Raw genomic sequence first — 20,058 nt, 5'->3', positions numbered from 1 at the left:
ATGACAGATCTTAACAAGATTAAATTGAACACTATAGAAGAAGCGATTGCCGATATCCGTGCAGGAAAGGTAATTATCGTTGTAGATGATGAAAATCGTGAAAATGAAGGTGATTTTTTAGCTGCGGCTGAATTGGCCACTCCTGAAACGGTCAATTTTATGGCTACACATGGGAGAGGTCTAATTTGCGCCCCTCTTACCGAAGGTAGATGTAAAGATTTAGGGCTTCATATGATGGTAAGCACCAATACTGACCCTTTGGAAACTGCATTCACGGTATCCGTTGATTTACGTGGAAAAGGAGTAACCACAGGTATTTCTGCCAGTGATCGCTCTAAAACAGTTATTGCTCTGACCGAACCAGGCACCAAACCACATGATTTGGCAAGACCTGGACATATTTTTCCTTTGGTTGCTAAAGAAGGTGGTGTATTAAGAAGAACCGGACATACAGAAGCTGCAATTGATTTTGCTCGTTTAGCGGGATTAAAACCTGCAGGAATTATCGTAGAGATAATGAATGAAGATGGAACTATGGCACGTTTACCTCAATTGGTAGAAGTAGCCAAAAAATTTGACTTGAAAATAGTTTCCATTGAAGACCTAGTTGCCTACAGAATGGAGCACGACAGTCTAATCAATAAAGAAACCGATTTCAACATCACAACACGTTTTGGCGAGTTTCGACTAAGAGCTTACAAGCAAACGACTAACAACCATGTTCATATCGCCCTTACAAAAGGCACGTGGTCATCAGAGGAGAAGATTTTAACAAGAATTAATTCTACACTGATCAATAACGACATATTGGGCACCTTGACCCACAATCCCGATGAGCAATTGGAAGATATGTTCAAGAAAATTAATGAAGAAGGCAAAGGAGCCATAGTCTTTATCAATCAAGATTCAGAATCCTTGAATTTGCTTTCAAGATTGAAGGAATTAAAAAAACTGCAAAAACAAGGTGTACACAAAGCTCCGAAAATTGAAATGGATAATAGGGATTTTGGAATAGGAGCACAAATTTTGCATGACCTTGGTATTCACAAAATGAGACTTATGACCAACAGTACCCAAGCAAAGCGCGTAGGTATAGTAGGTTATGGTTTAGAAATTATAGAATACGTATCGTACTAAAGCACTAGGCGAATCTTGCCAGAACTTCTTTCATGGTGGCTGCACGTTCAGCTACCTGTTCATCCGTCCAACTCAATTTAATGAGGCAAGATATGGTTCTACCGATCCAGGCATCCGATTTGGAGAAGTCGGCCTTGGTATAATCTGGCAATTGATTTAAAACTTCTTGAGGCAATTTTCCCAAAGACTTTTTCTGGATTAAATGCTCCCATTTTTTATAATAATGCCAATTGTTATCGAACCAATAAAAACAAGCATCAACACCAGCTTCACCCAATGCAGTATGTGCTTTTTTAGCTATTGCTGTTGACGGTAAGAAAAATGAAATAAAAGAATAATTTTCCACTCCGCCATTGGGCACTCTTCTAAATTCAATATTAGGTAATGTTTCCAATTCTTTTCGAATAACACCGTAATGCTTTTGTTGAATATCCAAAAAATCATCTAAACGCTCTATCTGTGCGCAACCTACAGCGGCATTCAATTCTGAAATTCTGAAATTATAACCTAAAAACGGATGTGTTTCCGTACCTCTATTATTTCCCACATGGTCATGACCGTGATCGGAGTAATGATCTGCGTTGGTTTTATATGCTTCATTATTGGTTATAAGCGCACCACCCTCACCACAGGTAATGGTTTTCACATAATCAAAAGAAAAACAACCTAAATCACCGTAACTTCCCAAAGGTTTACCCTCAAAACTACCTCCTATTGCTTGGCAAGCATCTTCCAATAATAATAGATCATGCTTATCACAAATAGCTTTAAGCGCACTTAAATCTGCCATAGAGCCACACATATGTACCGGCATAACAACTTTGGTCTTATCGGAAATAGCGTTCTCAACAGCAACGGGATCAAGAGTCAATGTATCATCAACATCAACCAAAATAGGAATGGCACCAATTGCTAAAATAGATTCAAAACTAGCTACGAACGTAAAGGTGGGCATAATCACTTCATCTCCTGCCCCGATGCCCGCACTGGCAAGCGCAACGGTTAAAGCCGCCGTACCACTACTGACCAATTGCGCATATTTTGACTCCATTCGTTTGGTCAAAGCCGCCTCCAGTTCCAATGCTTTCCAGTGGTTGTTACGCATACCGTCAAAACCGTAACGCATTAATACACCTGAATCTAAAACATCTTGAACTTGACTTTTCTCTTTCTCTCCGAACAACTCAAAACCTGGCATGCTATCTATTTTTTATTCTACTACAAATCTTGCTTAAATTATTGGTAAAAACAAAGTTTAGCCCTTGTATCATTATTTGTAAAAAAGATGCTCGCTATAAGTTCATATCGTTGAAACCTTTATACCCAAAAGAAATCATTTGTTGAAATCCTGCCTCTATAGTTTTTACGGGTAACTTACAGGTATTGTTTTGACATACATAGATAAAGGTTTCACCATTAACAAAGCGATCTTTAAACAAAGAAATATCACTTTCTTCAGGGCAACCTACAAGTATAGCATTAGCAATAAAAGTTTTGTTCATTTCTTTCAATGATTGTTCTGCATGCTCACCAACTACTACAACTTCATAAAAAGGATATGCTTGTTGCAATAATAAAGAACCCCAAGCTCCATAACTAACAGCATGGTTTTCAAAATCTGTTATGACTAACGAGCCCATTGTTTCCGCTTTGCTCAAAAATTCGGTATTATATTCTAAATGTCCTATTTTTAAAAAATTCTGTGCCATAATTGCGTTGGCAGAAGGCACCACTCCATCTGAAGTATTAACTATACTAGGAACCAACTCGTTCGGTACATTGTAATAATATAATGCAGAGCTACTTTGGTATTTTATATCGGCTTTTTGCATCAACTCTTTAGATATATCTAAATATTCGGTTTGCGTGGTCACTTCATACAAAGAGAAAGCACTTTTTGCTAAAAAGGCATAATCTTCTAAAAACACCTCTCGTTGCTTGCTATCTTTTGTATAAGAATGCACTAACTCACCATTTGTGTAATTGTATTCGGTAAGATAATTGAACACAGAAATTGCTTCGTTCAAATATGTAACATCACCAAAAGCTTTATAAGCTTCTAAATAACCATCGATCAACAACGCATTCCAAGAAGTCAACACCTTGTAATCTTTTTTCGGTTTGGTTCTCTTTTGTCGGGCTTGATATAAAGTTGATTTCCATTGGGCAATTTTTTCGTTTAGTTGTGCTTCATCCAAAGAATTATTCTTTAGAAATTCAGCTTTTGAAACTGTGTTGTTCAGTACATAATTCTCACCTTCCCAAACTTCAGCATCTTGTATATTATAGTATTTGGCAAAGAGATAAAAATCATCATTTAACAATGCCAGTAGTTCTGCTTTCTTCCAAATATAATACAGCCCCTCTTCCCCATTTGTGTCGGCATCCATTGCGCTAAAATACCCTCCTTTTTTATTGCGCATTTCGCTTTGTAAAAATGAATAAGTCTCTGCTACGGCAACCTTGTAATCTTGATTATTGGTAAGCTTATATGCTTTTGACAGCAAATTGATCAACTGTGCATTATCATATAGCATTTTTTCAAAATGAGGGACTTTCCATGTACCATCGGTACTGTATCTAAAGAAGCCACCATCTATATGGTCATAAATCCCTCCATGCACTACCTTGTTCAAGGTATTCAATACATGGTTTTTAGCATCGGCATCTTGCTGCAATACGGCATAATCTAACAACATAATCAAGTTGGTAGGCAAAATAAACTTCTCCTCCCCTTGGTTTCCTCCCCATTCTTTATCCCAGAATTTTTTCCATTCTAAAATACCGTTCTCAATACTATTTTGAGATATCGCATTTGCCAATTGCTTGGTGGGCTGATCGTAAACTTCTTGTACTCCTTCTGCCAACATAGTGGCATATTCTATCATTTTTTCTGGATTCTTCTCATATTCAGAACTGAATTTTGCAAGTATGTTTTTCCAGTCTTCTTTCTCATAGTAAGTACCCAAAAAAACCGGACTTCCATTGGGCATAATAATGGCGTTCATAGGCCATCCGCCGGTACCGTTCACCAATTGCAAAGCAGTTTGGTATACCATATCTAGATCTGGTCTTTCTTCTCGATCCACTTTAATGCTAACAAACTTATCGTTCATCAATTTGGCAACCTCTACATCTTCAAAAGATTCCTCTTCCATAACATGACACCAATGACACGTAGAATACCCAACACTTAAAACCACTAACTTATTTTCGTCGGCAGCTTTTTTAAAAGCGGTATCTGACCACGGTTTCCAATCTACAGGATTATGAGCATGTTGTAATAAATATGGACTGGTTTCATTAATCAGTTCATTGGTGAATTGATGCTCTTCAGTCCCAGTTCCTATATCAGTGTTTTTGTTTTGATTTTTACAAGAGTTTATTGAAAACAGTAGTAGTAATAAATAAAATAGCTTATCAACATTCATAGATACAGAAATAGAAAAATGAGTTTTTCAAAGATAAATTTTATTTTCCCCAATTGATTTGTGAATTTAAGATCCGCCTTTGATTACAACCTATTCATAGAACTAAAATTCATATAACTTAAAAATAGCTCAATATGGTTTTAGCAAAAATAGACTCAAAATATAATCAGATATAGACTAATTTTACCGATTATAATATACCAAACTGCAACCTTTTAGGTTATAATAGCAATTAAAGGAAAGGTAAGATTTATGTTCAATAAAAAGTATACGGTTTTAGGTGATACAATAGCAAAAGGTAAAGGCGCCCAGTTAAATCTAGATATCGCCAAACTACACACAAGAACAAAGATTGAGGTTCCTGTAATAGTGCAGCGTGGTAAAAAAGATGGCCCTGCTTTATTGATTACAGGAGGTATTCATGGCAATGAAATCAATGGCGTTGAAATAGTACGGCAAATAGTCTCAAAGAAATTCAACCGTCCGGATTGCGGCATGGTCATTTGTATTCCTGTAGTGAACATTTTTGGATTTCTCAACCAAACCAGACAGTTTCCAGATGGCAGGGATTTAAACAGGGTTTTTCCAGGAAGCTTACGAGGTTCATTGGCAAGTAGATTCGCGCATCACTTGGTAAAAGATATCGCCCCGGTCATTGATTACTGTATTGACTACCATACGGGTGGTGACAGCCGGTTTAACGCCCCCCAAATTAGAATTGACCGAGATGATGTTGACGGATTGGCATTGGCGAAGGTCTTTGGTGCGGAATTCATTGTAAAGTCCGCAGGAAGAGAAAAATCGTTTCGAGAAACACTTCATCAATTGAATAAAAAAGTATTGCTTTACGAAGGCGGAAAATCGCTTCAAATTGACCATGAAATAACAGATACAGGTGTTGTTGGAGCATTACGCTTAATGCATCATTTGGGAATTCGCAATTTTGAAAAAGAATTAGCTGAATATGCACTTAAAGAAACAGTGCCCAAATTGGTACATTCCTCTAAATGGATCAGGGCAAAACATTCAGGCATGTTTCATCCAAACATAAAAGTTGGGCAAGCCGTTGAAAAAGGTGACGAAATTGGAAGTATCTCCGGTCCGTTCGGGTATTTTGAAAAGAAGATTAAAGCCAAGGAAAGTGGTTATATTATTTGCATCAATGAATCACCAATTGTCAACCAAGGCGATGCTATTTTCCACATTGCCCATGATGTTGAGTAGCTAAAAAACAGCGTAGCAAATCAACTCCAAAAGTTAAAGACCATCTACAATTAAAAACAGCTACCTTACTGATTACAGGATCATTACACCCTCAACAAAAAGACGGTCAAATAGATTTTTAGATCTATCTAAAAATCAATAGTTGTAATACTTTGCATCTAAAGGATACCCAATTAAAAACGTATGTAATGATTCAAATATTGAAAAAAGTGGTTAAAGCAGGCTATTTTTCCTATTACCAACATTTTACACTTTTTAAAACACTGAAACCATACAGACCAAATGACATAATTTAAAGTTAAAGATCTCATGAAGTTGAAAACCAGTAGAACATTGATTACATTAGTGTTACGGGTATTACAAAACCACAATTTGCATGACCGAGATCGAAAAAACGCTACATAATAAAAGGGTACGACCCACTGCCATGCGCATACTTATTTACAAGTACATGGCCGGCAAGAATTCTGCGGTTGCCCTAACCGATATTGAAAACGCTTTTGACAAAGCAGAGCGCACAACATTATATCGCACTTTAAAAACATTTGAAGAAAAAGGACTCGTACATCAAATTGATGATGGCACCAATGTCTCTAAATTTGCTTTATGTGAACCTGGCTGTAATTGCGAAATCGACCAGGACCTTCACCTACATTTTCATTGTGGCAATTGTGACAAAACCGTTTGTTTGACCGAGCATAAAATACCGCACATAAATCTACCCCAAGGCTATATTGCCGAAGACGCCAATTTGGTCATTAAGGGCATATGCGAATCATGCAGTCAACATTAAAATGCACTTCTGTTGCACAGTTCTTTTATCCACCTTTGTGGTATGATGAAAAAGAACCTTACAAAACAAAAAACTTCCCCTCAACCCAAAGGTACGTGTGCACATTGTTCTGGAAATGACGAAACCACGGAAGCCACTGAAAAAACAACAAATTATAGCATATACTTACCGGCAATCATCAGCTTTACAATGCTGATGATTGGTTTAACCCTAGACTATTTTAAGGTTTTACCATTTTTTAAAAATCACATACGACTTGCCTGGTATATTGCAGCATACCTACCTGTTGGTTTACCGGTCTTAAAAGAAGGTTGGCAAAGTATTAAAAAAGGAAATTTTTTTACCGAATTTTTCTTAATGGGCATTGCCACAATTGGTGCCTTTGCCATTGGTGAATATCCTGAAGGTGTTGCCGTAATGGTGTTCTACGGTGTGGGCGAACTATTTCAAGGTGCGGCTGTAAAACGCGCTAGAGACAACATTAAAGCTTTACTTGATCTACGACCGGATCACGCCTTGGTTTTCCGAAATCATAGTTATATTCCAGTGGCTCCAGAGCAAGTAAAGATTGGAGAAAAAATACAGGTTAGAGCCGGAGAAAAAGTTCCTCTTGATGGAGCATTGATTTCAGAAAAAGGCTCGTTCAACACAGCTGCACTTACAGGTGAAAGCAAACCGATATCCCTAAAAAAAGGAGATCCTATTTATGCAGGAAGCATAAATACATCCGGTGTCATTGAAATCACTACCACTAAAGAATTTAAGGATAGTTCCATTGCCCGCATTCTTGATATGGTACAAAATGCAACGGCAAGAAAATCAAAAACAGAATTGTTCATTAGAAAATTTGCAAAAGTATATACACCCTTTGTCACCTATTTAGCCATAGCCCTAACATTTTTACCGTACTTTTTCGTTGCAGATTATATTTTTCAAGACTGGCTGTATCGCGCCTTAATTTTCTTGGTAATTAGTTGTCCGTGTGCGTTGGTGATTTCTATTCCGTTAGGATATTTTGGCGGATTAGGTGCTGCATCTAGAAATGGAATACTGTTTAAAGGAGCTTCTTTTTTAGACACCATGACCAAAGTAAATACAGTCGCCCTAGACAAAACAGGCACATTGACAAAAGGGGTTTTTAAAATCAAGGATCTTATTATAGATCAACACTTTACAGAAAGTGAATTCATGAGCTACTTGACCGCCATAGAAGCACAGTCTACACACCCCATAGCAAAAGCCATTTTAGAACATGCTACTGATAAAAGTGCGTACAGCGCCACCGAAGTTCTAGAAATAGCAGGCAAAGGATTAAATGGAAAAGTAAATGGAAAAACCGTTTTGGCAGGGAACAAAAGTTTAATGAACTCAAATCAAATAAAAGTTCCTACCGAGATAGATTCTATAATAGAGTCCATAGTAATGCTAGCTATCGATGGAAAATTTGCTGGTTATGTTACCATTGCGGATGAATTAAAAGAAGACGCCTTAACAGCAATTTCAAATATGCGTAAAGCGGGAGTAAAAAAGATTATCATGCTTTCTGGTGACAAAGACTCCATCACCCAAAAGGTAGCTAAAGAATTAGGGTTGGATTGGGCAAAAGGCGGCTTACTACCAGAAGAAAAACTTGAAGAAGTAGAGCAATTAAAGAAACAACCCGATACCAAAATCGCGTTTGTGGGTGATGGTATTAACGATGCGCCCGTACTTGCTACTAGTGACGTTGGCATAGCAATGGGCGGATTAGGGAGTGATGTAGCTATTGAAACAGCAGATATAATTATACAAAACGACCAGCCTACAAAAATTGCCACGGCAATTAAAATAGGTAATTCTACCCGTAAAATCGTATGGCAGAACATTGTATTGGCTTTTGGCATAAAACTTATTGTTCTAGCTATGGGCGCCGGTGGCATGGCAACCATGTGGGAAGCCGTTTTTGCCGATGTAGGCGTTGCACTTTTAGCAATATTAAATGCCGTAAGACTTCAAACAATGCAGTGGGATTAAAAGGCAACTCGAGCGCAGTCGAGAACTTGTAAGTCAGAAAAATTAGTAGCAATCCGTTTTCAACTGCTCGCCTTGCTCGAAAGCTTCAAAAGAGATGGCGTCATTGTCTTCCAATAATTTTTCAATTACATCAAGCACATCATGCTGCATAGCCAAAGAACCACACAACATAATCGTACCACCTTGAGCTATGGTTTTAAGAATCAATTCTTTTTCATCGGCAACAGCATCTTGTATATATTGTCTTTCACCCTCTCGTGAATACGTGGTAAAAAGATTGAACTCACCCGCTCTCGCAACTTTATTTTCCAAAATATCGTTATAGATTGCCTGAGAATCGGCTGTACGACCTCCCCAAAACAAGGAGATATTCTGAGACGTGTTTTCCGAGATCATTCCTAAGAACGGTGCTATGCCGGTGCCATTGGAGATAAAAACTGTATTATTGACTTTTTTAGGAAAATGAAACTCCTCATTTATATCAATAGCTGCATGTATACTTTGCCCTACTTTTAATCCGAAGAGAAAATTAGAGCCCCTTCCTAATTCATGCTTTTTAATACTCAGCAATATATCACCACCTATACGAGCAATGGAATATTGACGAACCAAATCATCATTATTAGGAAAAACAGCCAACAGATCGCCAGAAACAAATTCGATGGAAGATTGCGGACGCAAACGCAGTAAGAACGTGTCATCGACATTCAACTCCGTTCGTTCCACTACTTCAAATTCGACTTTCTTATATTTCTTTTTCTTGACAAGCGGCCGCTCTACCGGTATGGTAAAACCTACTTTGTTCGAGAATTGAATCATCCAAAGTTCAAAAGACTCAAAATTTGCCTGGTTAATTTTAAATAACGGCAATTGTCTCTTAAAACTTTTTGAAGCATTGATCTGGCGGTCTACCTCTATGGCATACTTACAATAATCAGGATAGTCCAATGAACCAAAACCAACTACTGAAAAATCTATGGTATTCGGTTGTTCTACCGTTGAAAATTTTACCGGGAATTTACGCGCATTCGTAGGCGGCTCGCCCTCACCATAGGTCGATGTAAAAACGATAATGTTTTTTGCTTTTAAATAAGTGGAGTACTTGTTCAACTCCGTTAAATAGACCTTCTTACCTACTTGTGTTAACCCATTATAAAATCGCTGTGCAAAATCGAATGCCGTACCACTTTCAGAACCGACTAAAATTATATATTCACATTCATCCTTATCGGGCATTTGTGCAATACCTTTTGCTTTATTTCTTCGCTTTACGGTCATTACAAAGCCAGAATACATAAAGAATAAAATAGAGGCACTGGCGAGTAGCAAAATGATAGACCAAATAACGTTGCCCTCACCAGTATGTAGCACTAAACTTAAGCGAGAAGCTAAGGCTACAAACGGGTAATCACCACTGCTAACAATTTCACCTGTTTGCTGATTTACCTCCACTTCACTATCCTGCAAGGCAATGAGATAGTATTCTTCTGGATCGTCTGAAAAGGGAAATTCTACCTGGCGTATATCTGCCAAGGTAGTTTCCTTAAAAAACGGAATATCTGTAATGTTTTCGTATTTCTGAGCTGAAATGCTTACCGGTACCTCAACTTGGTCAACCGTTGTTTCCGGCAATAAATTAAATTTTTCCGCAGATAAATACACCCCGGTAAATGCAAGAATTACGATTGGTATAAAGAACCATCTACTTAACACGACGTGGTACTTCAGTTCAAAGTAATCTTTCTGGACTTTTGTAAATAATTTCAAAAATCCGCCTTGGCGCTTAGCTAATAAAACCAATCCGGTAACAGCAATAATCAATAATAGTAATGAAATTAGACCAACAAAGAACCTACCTATACTTTTTAAGAAAAGTGAACGGTGTACATTGGTAGCAAACGTGTATATATAAGGTCGTTCTTCTACTTCACCAAGCTGCTCAGCCCTAACGGGGTCAATATACACATCTAAGGTTTCCATTTCCATGGTCAATACAGATGCTTTTACAAAGCCAGAAGATTCCACTTCTAGCCCCAAGACCTCATCATATGTATTTTTTAATGCATCTATAGTAGTTGCCAAAGACACTTCCTCAAGATTTGCCACCGCATATCCTTTTGTTTGATGTGAAATTGGTTCTATGGCGAGAATAACACCCGTAATAGAAGCCACCATCAAAAATAGAGATGAAATTAAAGCAAGTGTAAGATGGCTATAACGCCAAATGGAAATGGTCATAAGTAGGAATGTAGTTTTGTAGCCGGATATAATTTAAAAAATTCCAGAATGACCATTAAAGACCATTCTGGAAATGTGATTGTAAAAACATAATTCAAAATAAATACTTGGAGCGCAGTCAAAATGTTTTATGAGCAAACAACATTATAATACTTGACTGCACCCAATATATCATTCATCTATTACAAGACCATTACTGAGGTAGCATACGTACGTACCTAATAAATCCTTTCCCTTCTACCTTTGTTTTCAAGTTTTCGGTAGTTAAAGGAAATTGAATATCGTCTGCATAATACCCTTGATCCTCAACAGAAGTTTCAAAACGAAGGTTAAACCCTTGGTCTATTTTATCATTTGGAATCTGTAGCACGTTTAATGCTCGTTCTCCACCACTAATGGTTTCACCAGAAATAGCATCTATATTTGGGCGGTGTTTTCCGTAAAATTTCCACCATTCGGTAATTTCACTATACCATTCGCTGTCTTTACCTTGTACGTACAAAGTCTCTACATATTCATTATTGTCATCTACGATAGATACTATTAAGTAAGCACCTTCACCAGAATAATTGGTTAATTGAATAAGGCACTTTACCGCTGTTTTATCTACTACTGTAAATGCCGATAACAATGAACCGACCAAAACTACTGCCGGTATAAGTTTTAAAAATCTTTTCATTTCTATAATCAATTATGCTTTTTTATTGCTTTAAAAAGTTTAACGAAGTATTTCCTTTTTGCAACATTTCATTTTCACTTGCCAAATCGTAAACGGTTTCTTCAAAATCGGTCTTACTATTAGCATCAGCCCCTTTAGCGATCAAAAATTTAAGAAGCTTATCATTTTCCGCTTTCATTGCCGCAACATGTAAAGCAGTCATACCTTCATCATTTTTAGCATTTACGTCGATATTAAAATCAGCTACTTTTTTCATTAATTGCAGGTCGTTCTTTTTAGCTGCCACGTGGTATAGGGTATTTCCTTCCCCTTGAACCGTATTGAATTTTAAACCTTTTGCTTTCAACAAAGCGAGTTTAGCATCAAAAGCCTTCGCATTTCTCTTATTATAAGAATCCGCTAAAAAGTAAGCAGCCGTATTACCAGCGGCATCTGTAGCATTGATATCAGCACCTTTAGCAAGTAAAAATGAAACTACATCAGCTTTATTACCGTGAGCAGCAAGCATTAATGCCGTTTCACCATCTTTATTCGCGGTATTGATATCCTTTACATCATTAGCGAACAATTGAACCACCTTTAAATCGTTTCTTGCCGCAGCATTCAAGAACGGAGTATTACCCTCGGCATCCGCTTGGTTAACATCTGCACCAGCATTTAAGAAGAGTTCAAAAATGGCAACATCTTTATTTCCAGAAGCCAAACGGTGTAATGGAGTACTACCGCTAGCCTCAACAATATTAGGTTCCAATCCTAGACCTTTTAAATAGGTATAGACAGGTAGACCGTTACTAAAACCACGCCCGCCTTGAGATGCGAACATAAAAGCATTACCGCCATTGTTGTTCAATGTTTTATAATCTACCCCTTTAGCAACCAATAATTTTAGAAAATCTATATTTCCTTTTTTAGAAGCGTAATTAAAGATGCCGTTACCGTCTTCATCTTTACTATTTAGGGCAAAGCCCTTATCTAAAAAAAACTGTAAATCGTCTTCAGTTTTAAGAGATGGCGCTGCTAACAATAAAAGGTTGGCACCGTGTTCATTTTTTTCTTCGATCAAATTAACACCCTTAGCCTCAAAAGCATTATAGATTTCAGGATTTGTAAGTCCCGCATTTGCACCAAAAGCAAGTGGTGTAAATCTGTGACTATCCAAAGCTGTTACCGAAGCCCCTTGATCCAAAAGGTATTGTACCAATTCGGCATCACCGGCATAAGCCGCCCAATGTAAATAAATACGACTATCATGGGTTTTCTTATCTACTTCGTTACCATCTAGCGATAATAAATATTTTACCACCTCGGTATCAGATTTACTGGTAATTGCCAATGTAGTAGCATCAAAAGAGTTGCTATCCTTAATAACAGGATCATTACCCTCTGCAATTTTTTGCTTCACAGTGGCAACACTAGGGTTGTTTTTCCAGAATTTACGATCTAAAAGTTCATTTTTCTGCTGAGCTATACCAGTGAAGCTTACAAACAACAGAGCGGTTAGGGCTATTTGTTTAACGGTTTTCATGTTCTTATTTTTTAACGAATGATTCAATTACTTCTTCAATTTCCTCTTCTTGATCATATTCATCATCAAAAAGATATTTATACAACACTTTATTATCTACTTTTTCTTCTAGGGTAAGGTTTTGGTTTCTTCCATAAACATCGTCCCACTTGGTACGTACCATTGCCCATTTATCTCCATTGGATTTCCACCATGCTGCCGCAGCGGCACATCTACTATCATCTACCTTTACATATGTGTTATATCCTTTCTCCTGTGCAAGAATTATATCTTCTTTACCAGCTTCACGAATTACCTTTTTGTTATCTTGGTCGTGCAACCAACCGTAATCTGTTACTTCATGGCGGTTGCCACGTACGGTCAAATTATAATCACTTCTCGTAGTATACTCACGTCTTGGTAATGGAGCATCTGAAGTATTCTCCCAAAAACTCTTACCGTCTACGTGAACCCAAGTAGAAGAACCTTCGTAACGCGGACTATCATCTACTTGAAACACTTTTTGCGTCCACTGCCCTTTTACTTGATCGGCAGGTAATTTTTTATAGGTCCATGTGTTATCGGCATTATAGGAATATAGATCGGTATTCTCATAAAGCCAATCTTGCCTCCAATGCTTTACAATATGTGGATCAGCAGGGTTACCTACTTGCAATAAATGCTGTATAGAAATTTTATCATCTTCATCGGTTACCAACTCTGCCCATTCTAAACCTTTATCCACTTTGGTCTTAGAAGGTTTGTACAATGAGTCTGTACTATGATTAAATGTCTCGGCAAAGTTAAACGTAACCTCAAAACAACCACACATGCTCTTTATAGCCTCACGGTCATCTTTCATCTTCGTCTTTTGGGCAATGGCACTAGCGGATATTACTAGAGCCATTATGGTAGGTAATACTGTTTTCATTTTACAGGTCTACTAATTTTATGTTCGCAGACAAAAATAACTATTTTAATTCATTCTAAATAAAAATTGTTTATATATTTGAACATTATTAAGAATAAGTCTAAATAAATATAATGCGATTTCGATTACCTAACTTACTAGTATTAATAGGTACAAATTATATAGTAGCGCAGAGCCAAGTGCCCAGCACTACCGACTCTGTTTTATCTCAACAACTAGATGAAGTCATCGTAACCGCAACTAGAACCGAGCGCCAATTATCGTCGCTTCCACTACCTGTTACCCTAGTTGGCAAAAAACAGATCATTAAATCTGGTACGGTTCGTCTTAACGAAATACTGAACGAGCAGACCGGGATTATTACCGTTACCGATGAGAGCGGATTTCAAGGCGTACAAATACAAGGTATCGCATCAGACTATATACTTATATTAATTGATGGAGTTCCATTAGTGGGTAGAAGTGCCGGAAATTTTGACTTAAGTAGGTTAACCGTTGGTAATATCAAACAGATAGAAGTAGTTAAAGGTCCGTCTAGCAGTTTATACGGTTCAGAAGCTTTAGGCGGAGTGATAAATATCATCACTGAAAAACCGAAGACCGAAGATTTAAGTGGTAATGCATCCTACAGAATAGGAAGTTTTACACAGCAAGACATGAACCTAGACCTAAAGCAAGGTTTTGAAAAATTTCGCTACGGATTTTTTGCGAACCGATTTTCATCGGAAGGATATGACCTCAATGAAGATGTTGAAGGGCAAACCGTAAACCCGTTTACCAACTACACCCTAAACGGTAGGCTTTACTATGACTTTAACGATAAACTTTCCCTTTTTACCTCGGGTCGTTTTTATGATCAGGTACAAGATGCCGGTTTTTCATTGGACAGTATTCAATATGAGGGCGACACCAAAGAACGAGAATGGAACGCCCATGCAAGATTAGACCACAAATGGACCCCAAATCTTACGATGGCCTATGAACTTTATTACACCAATTATGTAGCTACAGAATTATTGGCAGACCCTATTTCTACAGATGTTTTAAGCGATAGTGACTTTGATCAAAAGTTATTTAGACCAGAGGTACGCGGTAGTTATACCTTTGCGAATGAGAATGACAGTAAAATTGGGTTCCAAAATGGAACTTTAACCGCAGGTGCCGGTCTACAGATAGATAATTTAGATCGTACATATTTTGATGAAACGGTAAACTTCACTTCACAATACCTCTATGCACAGTACGACTTTGACCCCATTGAAAAGCTAAATGTAATTGCCGGTGCCCGATTTGACAATCACTCCGAATACAACAATCAGTTTAGCCCTAAATTGGCACTACGTTACCAGCTGAACAACAACCTATCTATTAAAGGGTCTGTAGGCTACGGCTTTAAAGCACCAGATTTTAGGCAATTGTATTTTGACTTTACCAACTCCGCCGTTGGTTATACCGTACTTGGCTATAATGTAGCCTTAGATAAGTTACAGGAATTAGAAGCACAAGATCAAATTTTAGATGTTATCGTAACCGAAGATGAATTGAGTAAACCTTTGGAAGCCGAAAGCTCTATTGGGTACAACCTAGGTTTCAATTTAAAACATGGCAAAGGTACTACCGAAGTCAATTTCTTTAGAAACGATTTTAAAAACCTTATAGATACCCAGATCATTGCTCGTAAGACCAACGGCCAAAATGTATTCAGTTACATGAATTTTGATGAAATATACACCACTGGTTTTGAAATCAACTCAAGCTATAAACTTACCGATCAGCTAAACATCAGTGCAGGATACCAGTTGCTATACGCTTTTGACAAAGAAAAGAAACAAGACGTAAAGGATGATCAAGTATTTGTTCGTGATGCAGAAAGTGGGCAGTCGGTCGCATTGTCGCAATCAGATTATTTTGGCTTGGTCAATCGTTCAAGGCATAATGCAAATTTTAAGGTGTATTACGATATACCATCTGCCAGTACCAATGTAAATATGCGTGTACTGTATAGAAGTAAATACGCACAATACGACACCAATGGTAACGGACTGATCGATAGTTTCGACACCAGCTTTATAGACGGTTTTGTAACGATAAATACAGCGGTCAGCAAAATCTTCTATTCCGATTTTACTTTACAGGTAGGCGCTAATAATCTATTGGACTATACAGATAACAATATACCGACGATGCCGGGCATACAAGCATTCATTAAATTAAATTATCAATTCTAACCCACCTGACAACGCGCAGGTTTTAATCACAATTACCATGACGAAGAACATTTTAGCAGTAGTATTTTTAGCAGTGGCATTCGCCTCTTGTAGCAATGATGATGACAGCACGCCAACAGATCCCGTACAGACAGAAACCGTAAGTAATCTATATGCTCCACAAACCGGAGGGCAAGGGCAACCCGAAGGCGGTGAGTTTGCAAAATTTGACTTTGAAACCGGTGCCGTTACCACTAGCGATACCGATTGGGACATAGCCTTTAGAGGAACCACGATTGCCGTAAACGGAGGCACGGTAACAGGTACAGAAGATGAGCCAGAAAGAAACGGCGACGCCGGTGTAGCCATAGTAACGGGAACATTGGCAAGTGTAACCACTGCAGACGGATTAACTTTTAACCAAGATACAGATGCCTCATTTGCCATACCAACAGGTAGCGACAACGGTTGGTACAACTACGCGGGTGATCCAACACATTTAATTACACCCATACCGGGTAAAGTGTTCGTTTTTAGAACTACAGCGGGTAACTACGCCAAGGTTGAGATCTTAAGCTACTACGAAGATGCACCAGCAGAACCAGATGCATTTACAGATGCTACACCGTACTACACTTTTAACTATGTGTACAACCCTAATGAGGGCGACACCTCATTAGAATAGTTTTATTTTAAGTTGTTTATTAAAAGCTCATCATTTACTTGGTGGGCTTTTATACCTTATTTAAAACTCTAGAAATCAGTAACCGTTTTTAAATGTTTATAAACGCATATTACGCGTATAATTTTCGAATAACATAAAGGTAAACGCCCGTATTAGCTAGATCGCTACCCAATTTTACCTAAATTAGGGGTATAATAGATATATAGATCATATGATCTATATCTTTACGTTGGTGATAATTGAAAAATGAAAATTTTAAACATCTCAATAGACATTGAAAGCCTTGAAGAATGCGAAAAGAGATTAAGAGATAAATCCTTACAAGAGCTTTGTGAGAATTTTAAACTTGGCTACGAAAACATTCTTTCAACATTTGCATTTCCGATTGCAGTAGCGGATTACTCTATGCAAAGTTTGTATGACATCGAATATAGACTGAAGGCTGCAACAGAACTAAAGACTTCACTTACTGATGAATCAAAGGAATTCAAAACCCTAGTAAATAAGTTAAGAGCAAAAGACCGCAAAAAGGGAAGAGGAATAAATGCCGCTTCAAAGATGCTCAAGGGAATGACTAAAGAACTCTCTTTTTTAGACGACACGATTAATCAAATCACCTTGAATTCTATTGTCAATAGTTGGACAATATTTGAATCAATAATGAAAGACACTTGGATTCATCTATTGAATTCTGACCCCAAAAGATTTCTGTCCTCAACTCTGCTAAACAACGATGGTGAATTACCTGGAATAGAAGGGAAAAATATTTCAATTGCACTGCTTCAGAAATACAACCTTGACGTTTCTAACCATTTAGGAGATTTACTTCATAAAAAATACGACTTCACAAGTGTTAGAGGAATAAAAAAAGCCTACTCAGAATTATTCAAAAAAGAGGGGATGGATTTTTCGTTTTTGGAGAATAATACTCTCTGTCAACTAGAGATAGCTCGTCATATAACAGTACATAAAGGTGGAATTATAGACGAAGAGTATCTCAAGAGAACGTCTTATAAGAATGAAAAATTAGGACACAAACTAAATTATAGTGCAAGAAGGTCTAAAGAGTTAATAAATTCACCTATTTCGATTGGAACAAAACTATTCTTAATAGTGGATACAATATAAAACTATCACCAACAACGGCTATAGTGCATGCCCTGCGGGACACGCCCCATAGCCAAACCGTTATGCCACATTATGAAAAACATCTAGCCTTCACCAAAACAATATGAACTTAGAAACATTTTTCTCATCTGAATTGATTCTTGAAAACGAGTCAATTTTAATACGCCCTTTATCCATTAATGATATTGACGAAATAGAATCTATAAGCTATAACAAAGTACTAGGAGAGTTTGGTGCAAGGGTAAAAAACAGAAATGATTTATTGGATTACTTTGACTTTTGTCTAAACTCAAAAAAAAACAAAGAAATATATCCGCTATTTATTAAAAGTAAAGAAAATAATAATCCAATCGGAATCACAATGTTTGGAAACATAAGTTTTCCAAGTAAAAGATTAGAAATAGGCTGGACGTGGATTGCTCATAAATTTCAAGGAACAGGCATTAATGCGATTTGTAAAGGACTTTTATTAGGTTATTGCTTTGACGTTTTAAAACTAAGAAGGGTTGAGTTTAAGATTGACATAAATAACATAAAATCTCAAAAGGCAATCGAAAAGATTGGAGCTGTCAAAGAGGGTCTCTTGAGAAATTACAACATACAATCATATGCAGAAAGTAAAGGAACTTTTGTATATAGCATTCTTAAGGAAGAATGGAATAAGCCATCAACAACAATATAAAAATTATGAAATCCAAAATATCAATTCATACAACGATAGTGCTTCTACTATTTCTTACTAATTCTTTTGGACAAACAAAAGACATCGAAATCAAGAATTTTTTAGACAATTTAAGCCCAAATAATTTTTCAGGAACAATTTTGGTTGCAAATAATGATACAATAATTGAGAACAGAGCTTTTGGTCTTGCCAGTATAGAATATGGAATCCCCAACAAAGTGGACACAAAGTTTAATATCGCTTCCATTACTAAAATGATAACAGCGGTAGCAACCTTACAACTTTACGAAAATGATAAAGTTGGACTAACGAATCCTATTGGCGAATATTTACCAAACTACCCTAATAAGCTCATCAGGGATTCCGTAACAATACATCAACTTTTAACGCATACATCTGGAAACAACAACTTTTATGTGGGCGACTTCTTACAAGAGGAAAAATCGAAATACAAGAATATATCAGATTTTGTTCCCTTGTTCGTTAATGACACCTTATTGTCCCATCCAGGCACAAAATATGATTATAGTGCATCTGGTTTTGTGATTCTAGGTCTTATTATCGAGAAAGTTAGCGGACAAAATTATTATGATTATGTAAAGAAAAACATCTTTAGAACCTCAGGAATGATGAACACAACCGAGTTGGAAATAGATTCAGTCGTACCAAACAAAGCTAGTGGATACACTACTTTTTTTGGGGAAAGCAACATTCCAAAAAGAAACGAATATTACCTTTCAAAAGCATCGCCCGCGGGATTCCATTATTCAACTGTTGAAGATTTATTTAAATTCTCGAAAGCATTGAGAACCGGTATATTATTAAAAAAATCTACTGCCGAATTAATGTTCGAGCCAAAAGTAAAAGGCTATAACACAAATTTGGGATATGGTATAGATATCGATTTACGTTATAACCAGACTATTCAGGGGCATAGCGGAGGTTGGTATGGTGTTCGAGCGGAACTTATGGATTTTATGAAAGACAAGTATACCGTGGTTATTTTATCCAATATTGACGACAATGGAAAAACAGGTGCTTCTCGTGTAGCTGATTTTTTTAAAAAATTGATAGCGGAAAAGCAGACTGAAAAATAAAGTGGCATAACAATGCCTAAACGTAATGCGGACTTTAGGGCAAAACCGAAAGGTCTGTGTATATTTATAATGTCGCTAAATCTTATGGATTTAGCTTTGGATAAGAAAATTAAAACTAAACAATAAGCTTTAGCTTCGTGCGCAGACGGAAACGAAAAGTTTCCTTGCCTCCGCACTACGCTTAGGTACTGTGTCAAAAAACAAGTTTTTTCTTTAATAATTTAGGAAACAGATTGATTTATCAAACTGTTATCCCGCGCAGCAAGGGCTTCATGCTTTTGCTGCTTTTTTATTTCAAATTCAGCATCA

At 37.2% G+C, this 20,058-nt stretch carries 15 protein-coding genes; 9 read left to right on the top strand and 6 right to left on the bottom strand.

Going from position 1 to position 20,058, the window contains the following annotated elements:
• Nucleotides 1-1,137, top strand: coding sequence for a 3,4-dihydroxy-2-butanone-4-phosphate synthase (gene ribB, locus DCS95_RS18575; RefSeq protein ID WP_116772299.1), 1,137 nt, complete (start codon nucleotides 1-3; stop codon nucleotides 1,135-1,137).
• A 4-nt stretch (nucleotides 1,138-1,141) separates the two neighbouring features.
• Here the strand turns inward: ribB and DCS95_RS18570 are convergent, their stop codons facing one another.
• Nucleotides 1,142-2,335, bottom strand: a complete 1,194-nt coding sequence (locus DCS95_RS18570; RefSeq protein ID WP_116772298.1) for a DegT/DnrJ/EryC1/StrS family aminotransferase — start codon at nucleotides 2,333-2,335, stop codon at nucleotides 1,142-1,144.
• A gap of 94 nt (nucleotides 2,336-2,429) precedes the next feature.
• Nucleotides 2,430-4,568, bottom strand: a complete 2,139-nt coding sequence (locus tag DCS95_RS18565; protein ID WP_116772297.1) for a thioredoxin domain-containing protein — start codon at nucleotides 4,566-4,568, stop codon at nucleotides 2,430-2,432.
• Nucleotides 4,569-4,820: 252 nt separating this feature from the next.
• Between DCS95_RS18565 and DCS95_RS18560 the strand changes: the two genes are divergently transcribed.
• The 3 genes from DCS95_RS18560 to DCS95_RS18550 all read left to right on the top strand — a co-directional run bounded on the left by DCS95_RS18560 (nucleotide 4,821) and on the right by DCS95_RS18550 (nucleotide 8,598).
• A complete protein-coding gene (locus tag DCS95_RS18560) occupies nucleotides 4,821-5,792 on the top strand; it encodes a succinylglutamate desuccinylase/aspartoacylase family protein (RefSeq protein WP_116772296.1) in 972 nt (323 codons plus the stop codon).
• Between the two features lie 376 nt (nucleotides 5,793-6,168).
• The gene (locus DCS95_RS18555; RefSeq protein ID WP_116772295.1) at nucleotides 6,169-6,585 is read left to right on the top strand and encodes a Fur family transcriptional regulator; all 417 of its coding nucleotides are present in this window, start codon (nucleotides 6,169-6,171) and stop codon (nucleotides 6,583-6,585) included.
• A gap of 42 nt (nucleotides 6,586-6,627) precedes the next feature.
• Nucleotides 6,628-8,598: a heavy metal translocating P-type ATPase gene (locus tag DCS95_RS18550; protein WP_244178495.1), complete on the top strand. Its 1,971-nt coding sequence runs from the start codon at nucleotides 6,628-6,630 to the stop codon at nucleotides 8,596-8,598.
• Nucleotides 8,599-8,640: 42 nt separating this feature from the next.
• Here DCS95_RS18550 and DCS95_RS18545 read toward each other — a convergent pair whose 3' ends face one another.
• From DCS95_RS18545 to DCS95_RS18530, 4 genes are all read right to left on the bottom strand, one after another.
• Complete coding sequence (locus tag DCS95_RS18545; RefSeq protein WP_116772294.1) at nucleotides 8,641-10,836, bottom strand: PepSY domain-containing protein; 2,196 nt, start codon at nucleotides 10,834-10,836, stop codon at nucleotides 8,641-8,643.
• Nucleotides 10,837-11,029: 193 nt separating this feature from the next.
• Nucleotides 11,030-11,515, bottom strand: a complete 486-nt coding sequence (locus DCS95_RS18540; RefSeq protein ID WP_116772293.1) for a DUF2271 domain-containing protein — start codon at nucleotides 11,513-11,515, stop codon at nucleotides 11,030-11,032.
• A 22-nt stretch (nucleotides 11,516-11,537) separates the two neighbouring features.
• On the bottom strand, nucleotides 11,538-13,040 hold the full coding sequence (locus tag DCS95_RS18535; protein ID WP_116772292.1) for an ankyrin repeat domain-containing protein: 1,503 nt from the start codon (nucleotides 13,038-13,040) through the stop codon (nucleotides 11,538-11,540).
• 4 nt (nucleotides 13,041-13,044) lie between these two features.
• Complete coding sequence (locus DCS95_RS18530) at nucleotides 13,045-13,950, bottom strand: DUF6607 family protein (protein ID WP_116772291.1); 906 nt, start codon at nucleotides 13,948-13,950, stop codon at nucleotides 13,045-13,047.
• Between the two features lie 113 nt (nucleotides 13,951-14,063).
• Between DCS95_RS18530 and DCS95_RS18525 the strand changes: the two genes are divergently transcribed.
• From DCS95_RS18525 to DCS95_RS18505, 5 genes are all read left to right on the top strand, one after another.
• The gene (locus DCS95_RS18525; RefSeq protein ID WP_116772290.1) at nucleotides 14,064-16,178 is read left to right on the top strand and encodes a TonB-dependent receptor plug domain-containing protein; all 2,115 of its coding nucleotides are present in this window, start codon (nucleotides 14,064-14,066) and stop codon (nucleotides 16,176-16,178) included.
• 37 nt (nucleotides 16,179-16,215) lie between these two features.
• Nucleotides 16,216-16,842 carry an HmuY family protein gene (locus tag DCS95_RS18520; protein ID WP_116772289.1) on the top strand — a complete coding sequence of 209 codons (627 nt, stop codon included), beginning with the start codon at nucleotides 16,216-16,218 and terminating at the stop codon, nucleotides 16,840-16,842.
• A 246-nt stretch (nucleotides 16,843-17,088) separates the two neighbouring features.
• Nucleotides 17,089-17,970, top strand: a complete 882-nt coding sequence (locus tag DCS95_RS18515) for a hypothetical protein (RefSeq protein WP_116772288.1) — start codon at nucleotides 17,089-17,091, stop codon at nucleotides 17,968-17,970.
• Nucleotides 17,971-18,073: 103 nt separating this feature from the next.
• Complete coding sequence (locus tag DCS95_RS18510; protein WP_116772287.1) at nucleotides 18,074-18,652, top strand: GNAT family N-acetyltransferase; 579 nt, start codon at nucleotides 18,074-18,076, stop codon at nucleotides 18,650-18,652.
• A 5-nt stretch (nucleotides 18,653-18,657) separates the two neighbouring features.
• A complete protein-coding gene (locus DCS95_RS18505; protein WP_244178494.1) occupies nucleotides 18,658-19,749 on the top strand; it encodes a serine hydrolase domain-containing protein in 1,092 nt (363 codons plus the stop codon).
• Nucleotides 19,750-20,058 lie beyond the last annotated feature (309 nt).

It is taken from the genome of Maribacter litoralis, from assembly GCF_003075045.1.
In the GTDB taxonomy this organism is placed as follows: Bacteria; Bacteroidota; Bacteroidia; order Flavobacteriales; family Flavobacteriaceae; genus Maribacter; species Maribacter litoralis.
Note: the sequence above shows the minus strand (reverse complement) of the source record. Positions and strands in the feature narration are given on the sequence as shown.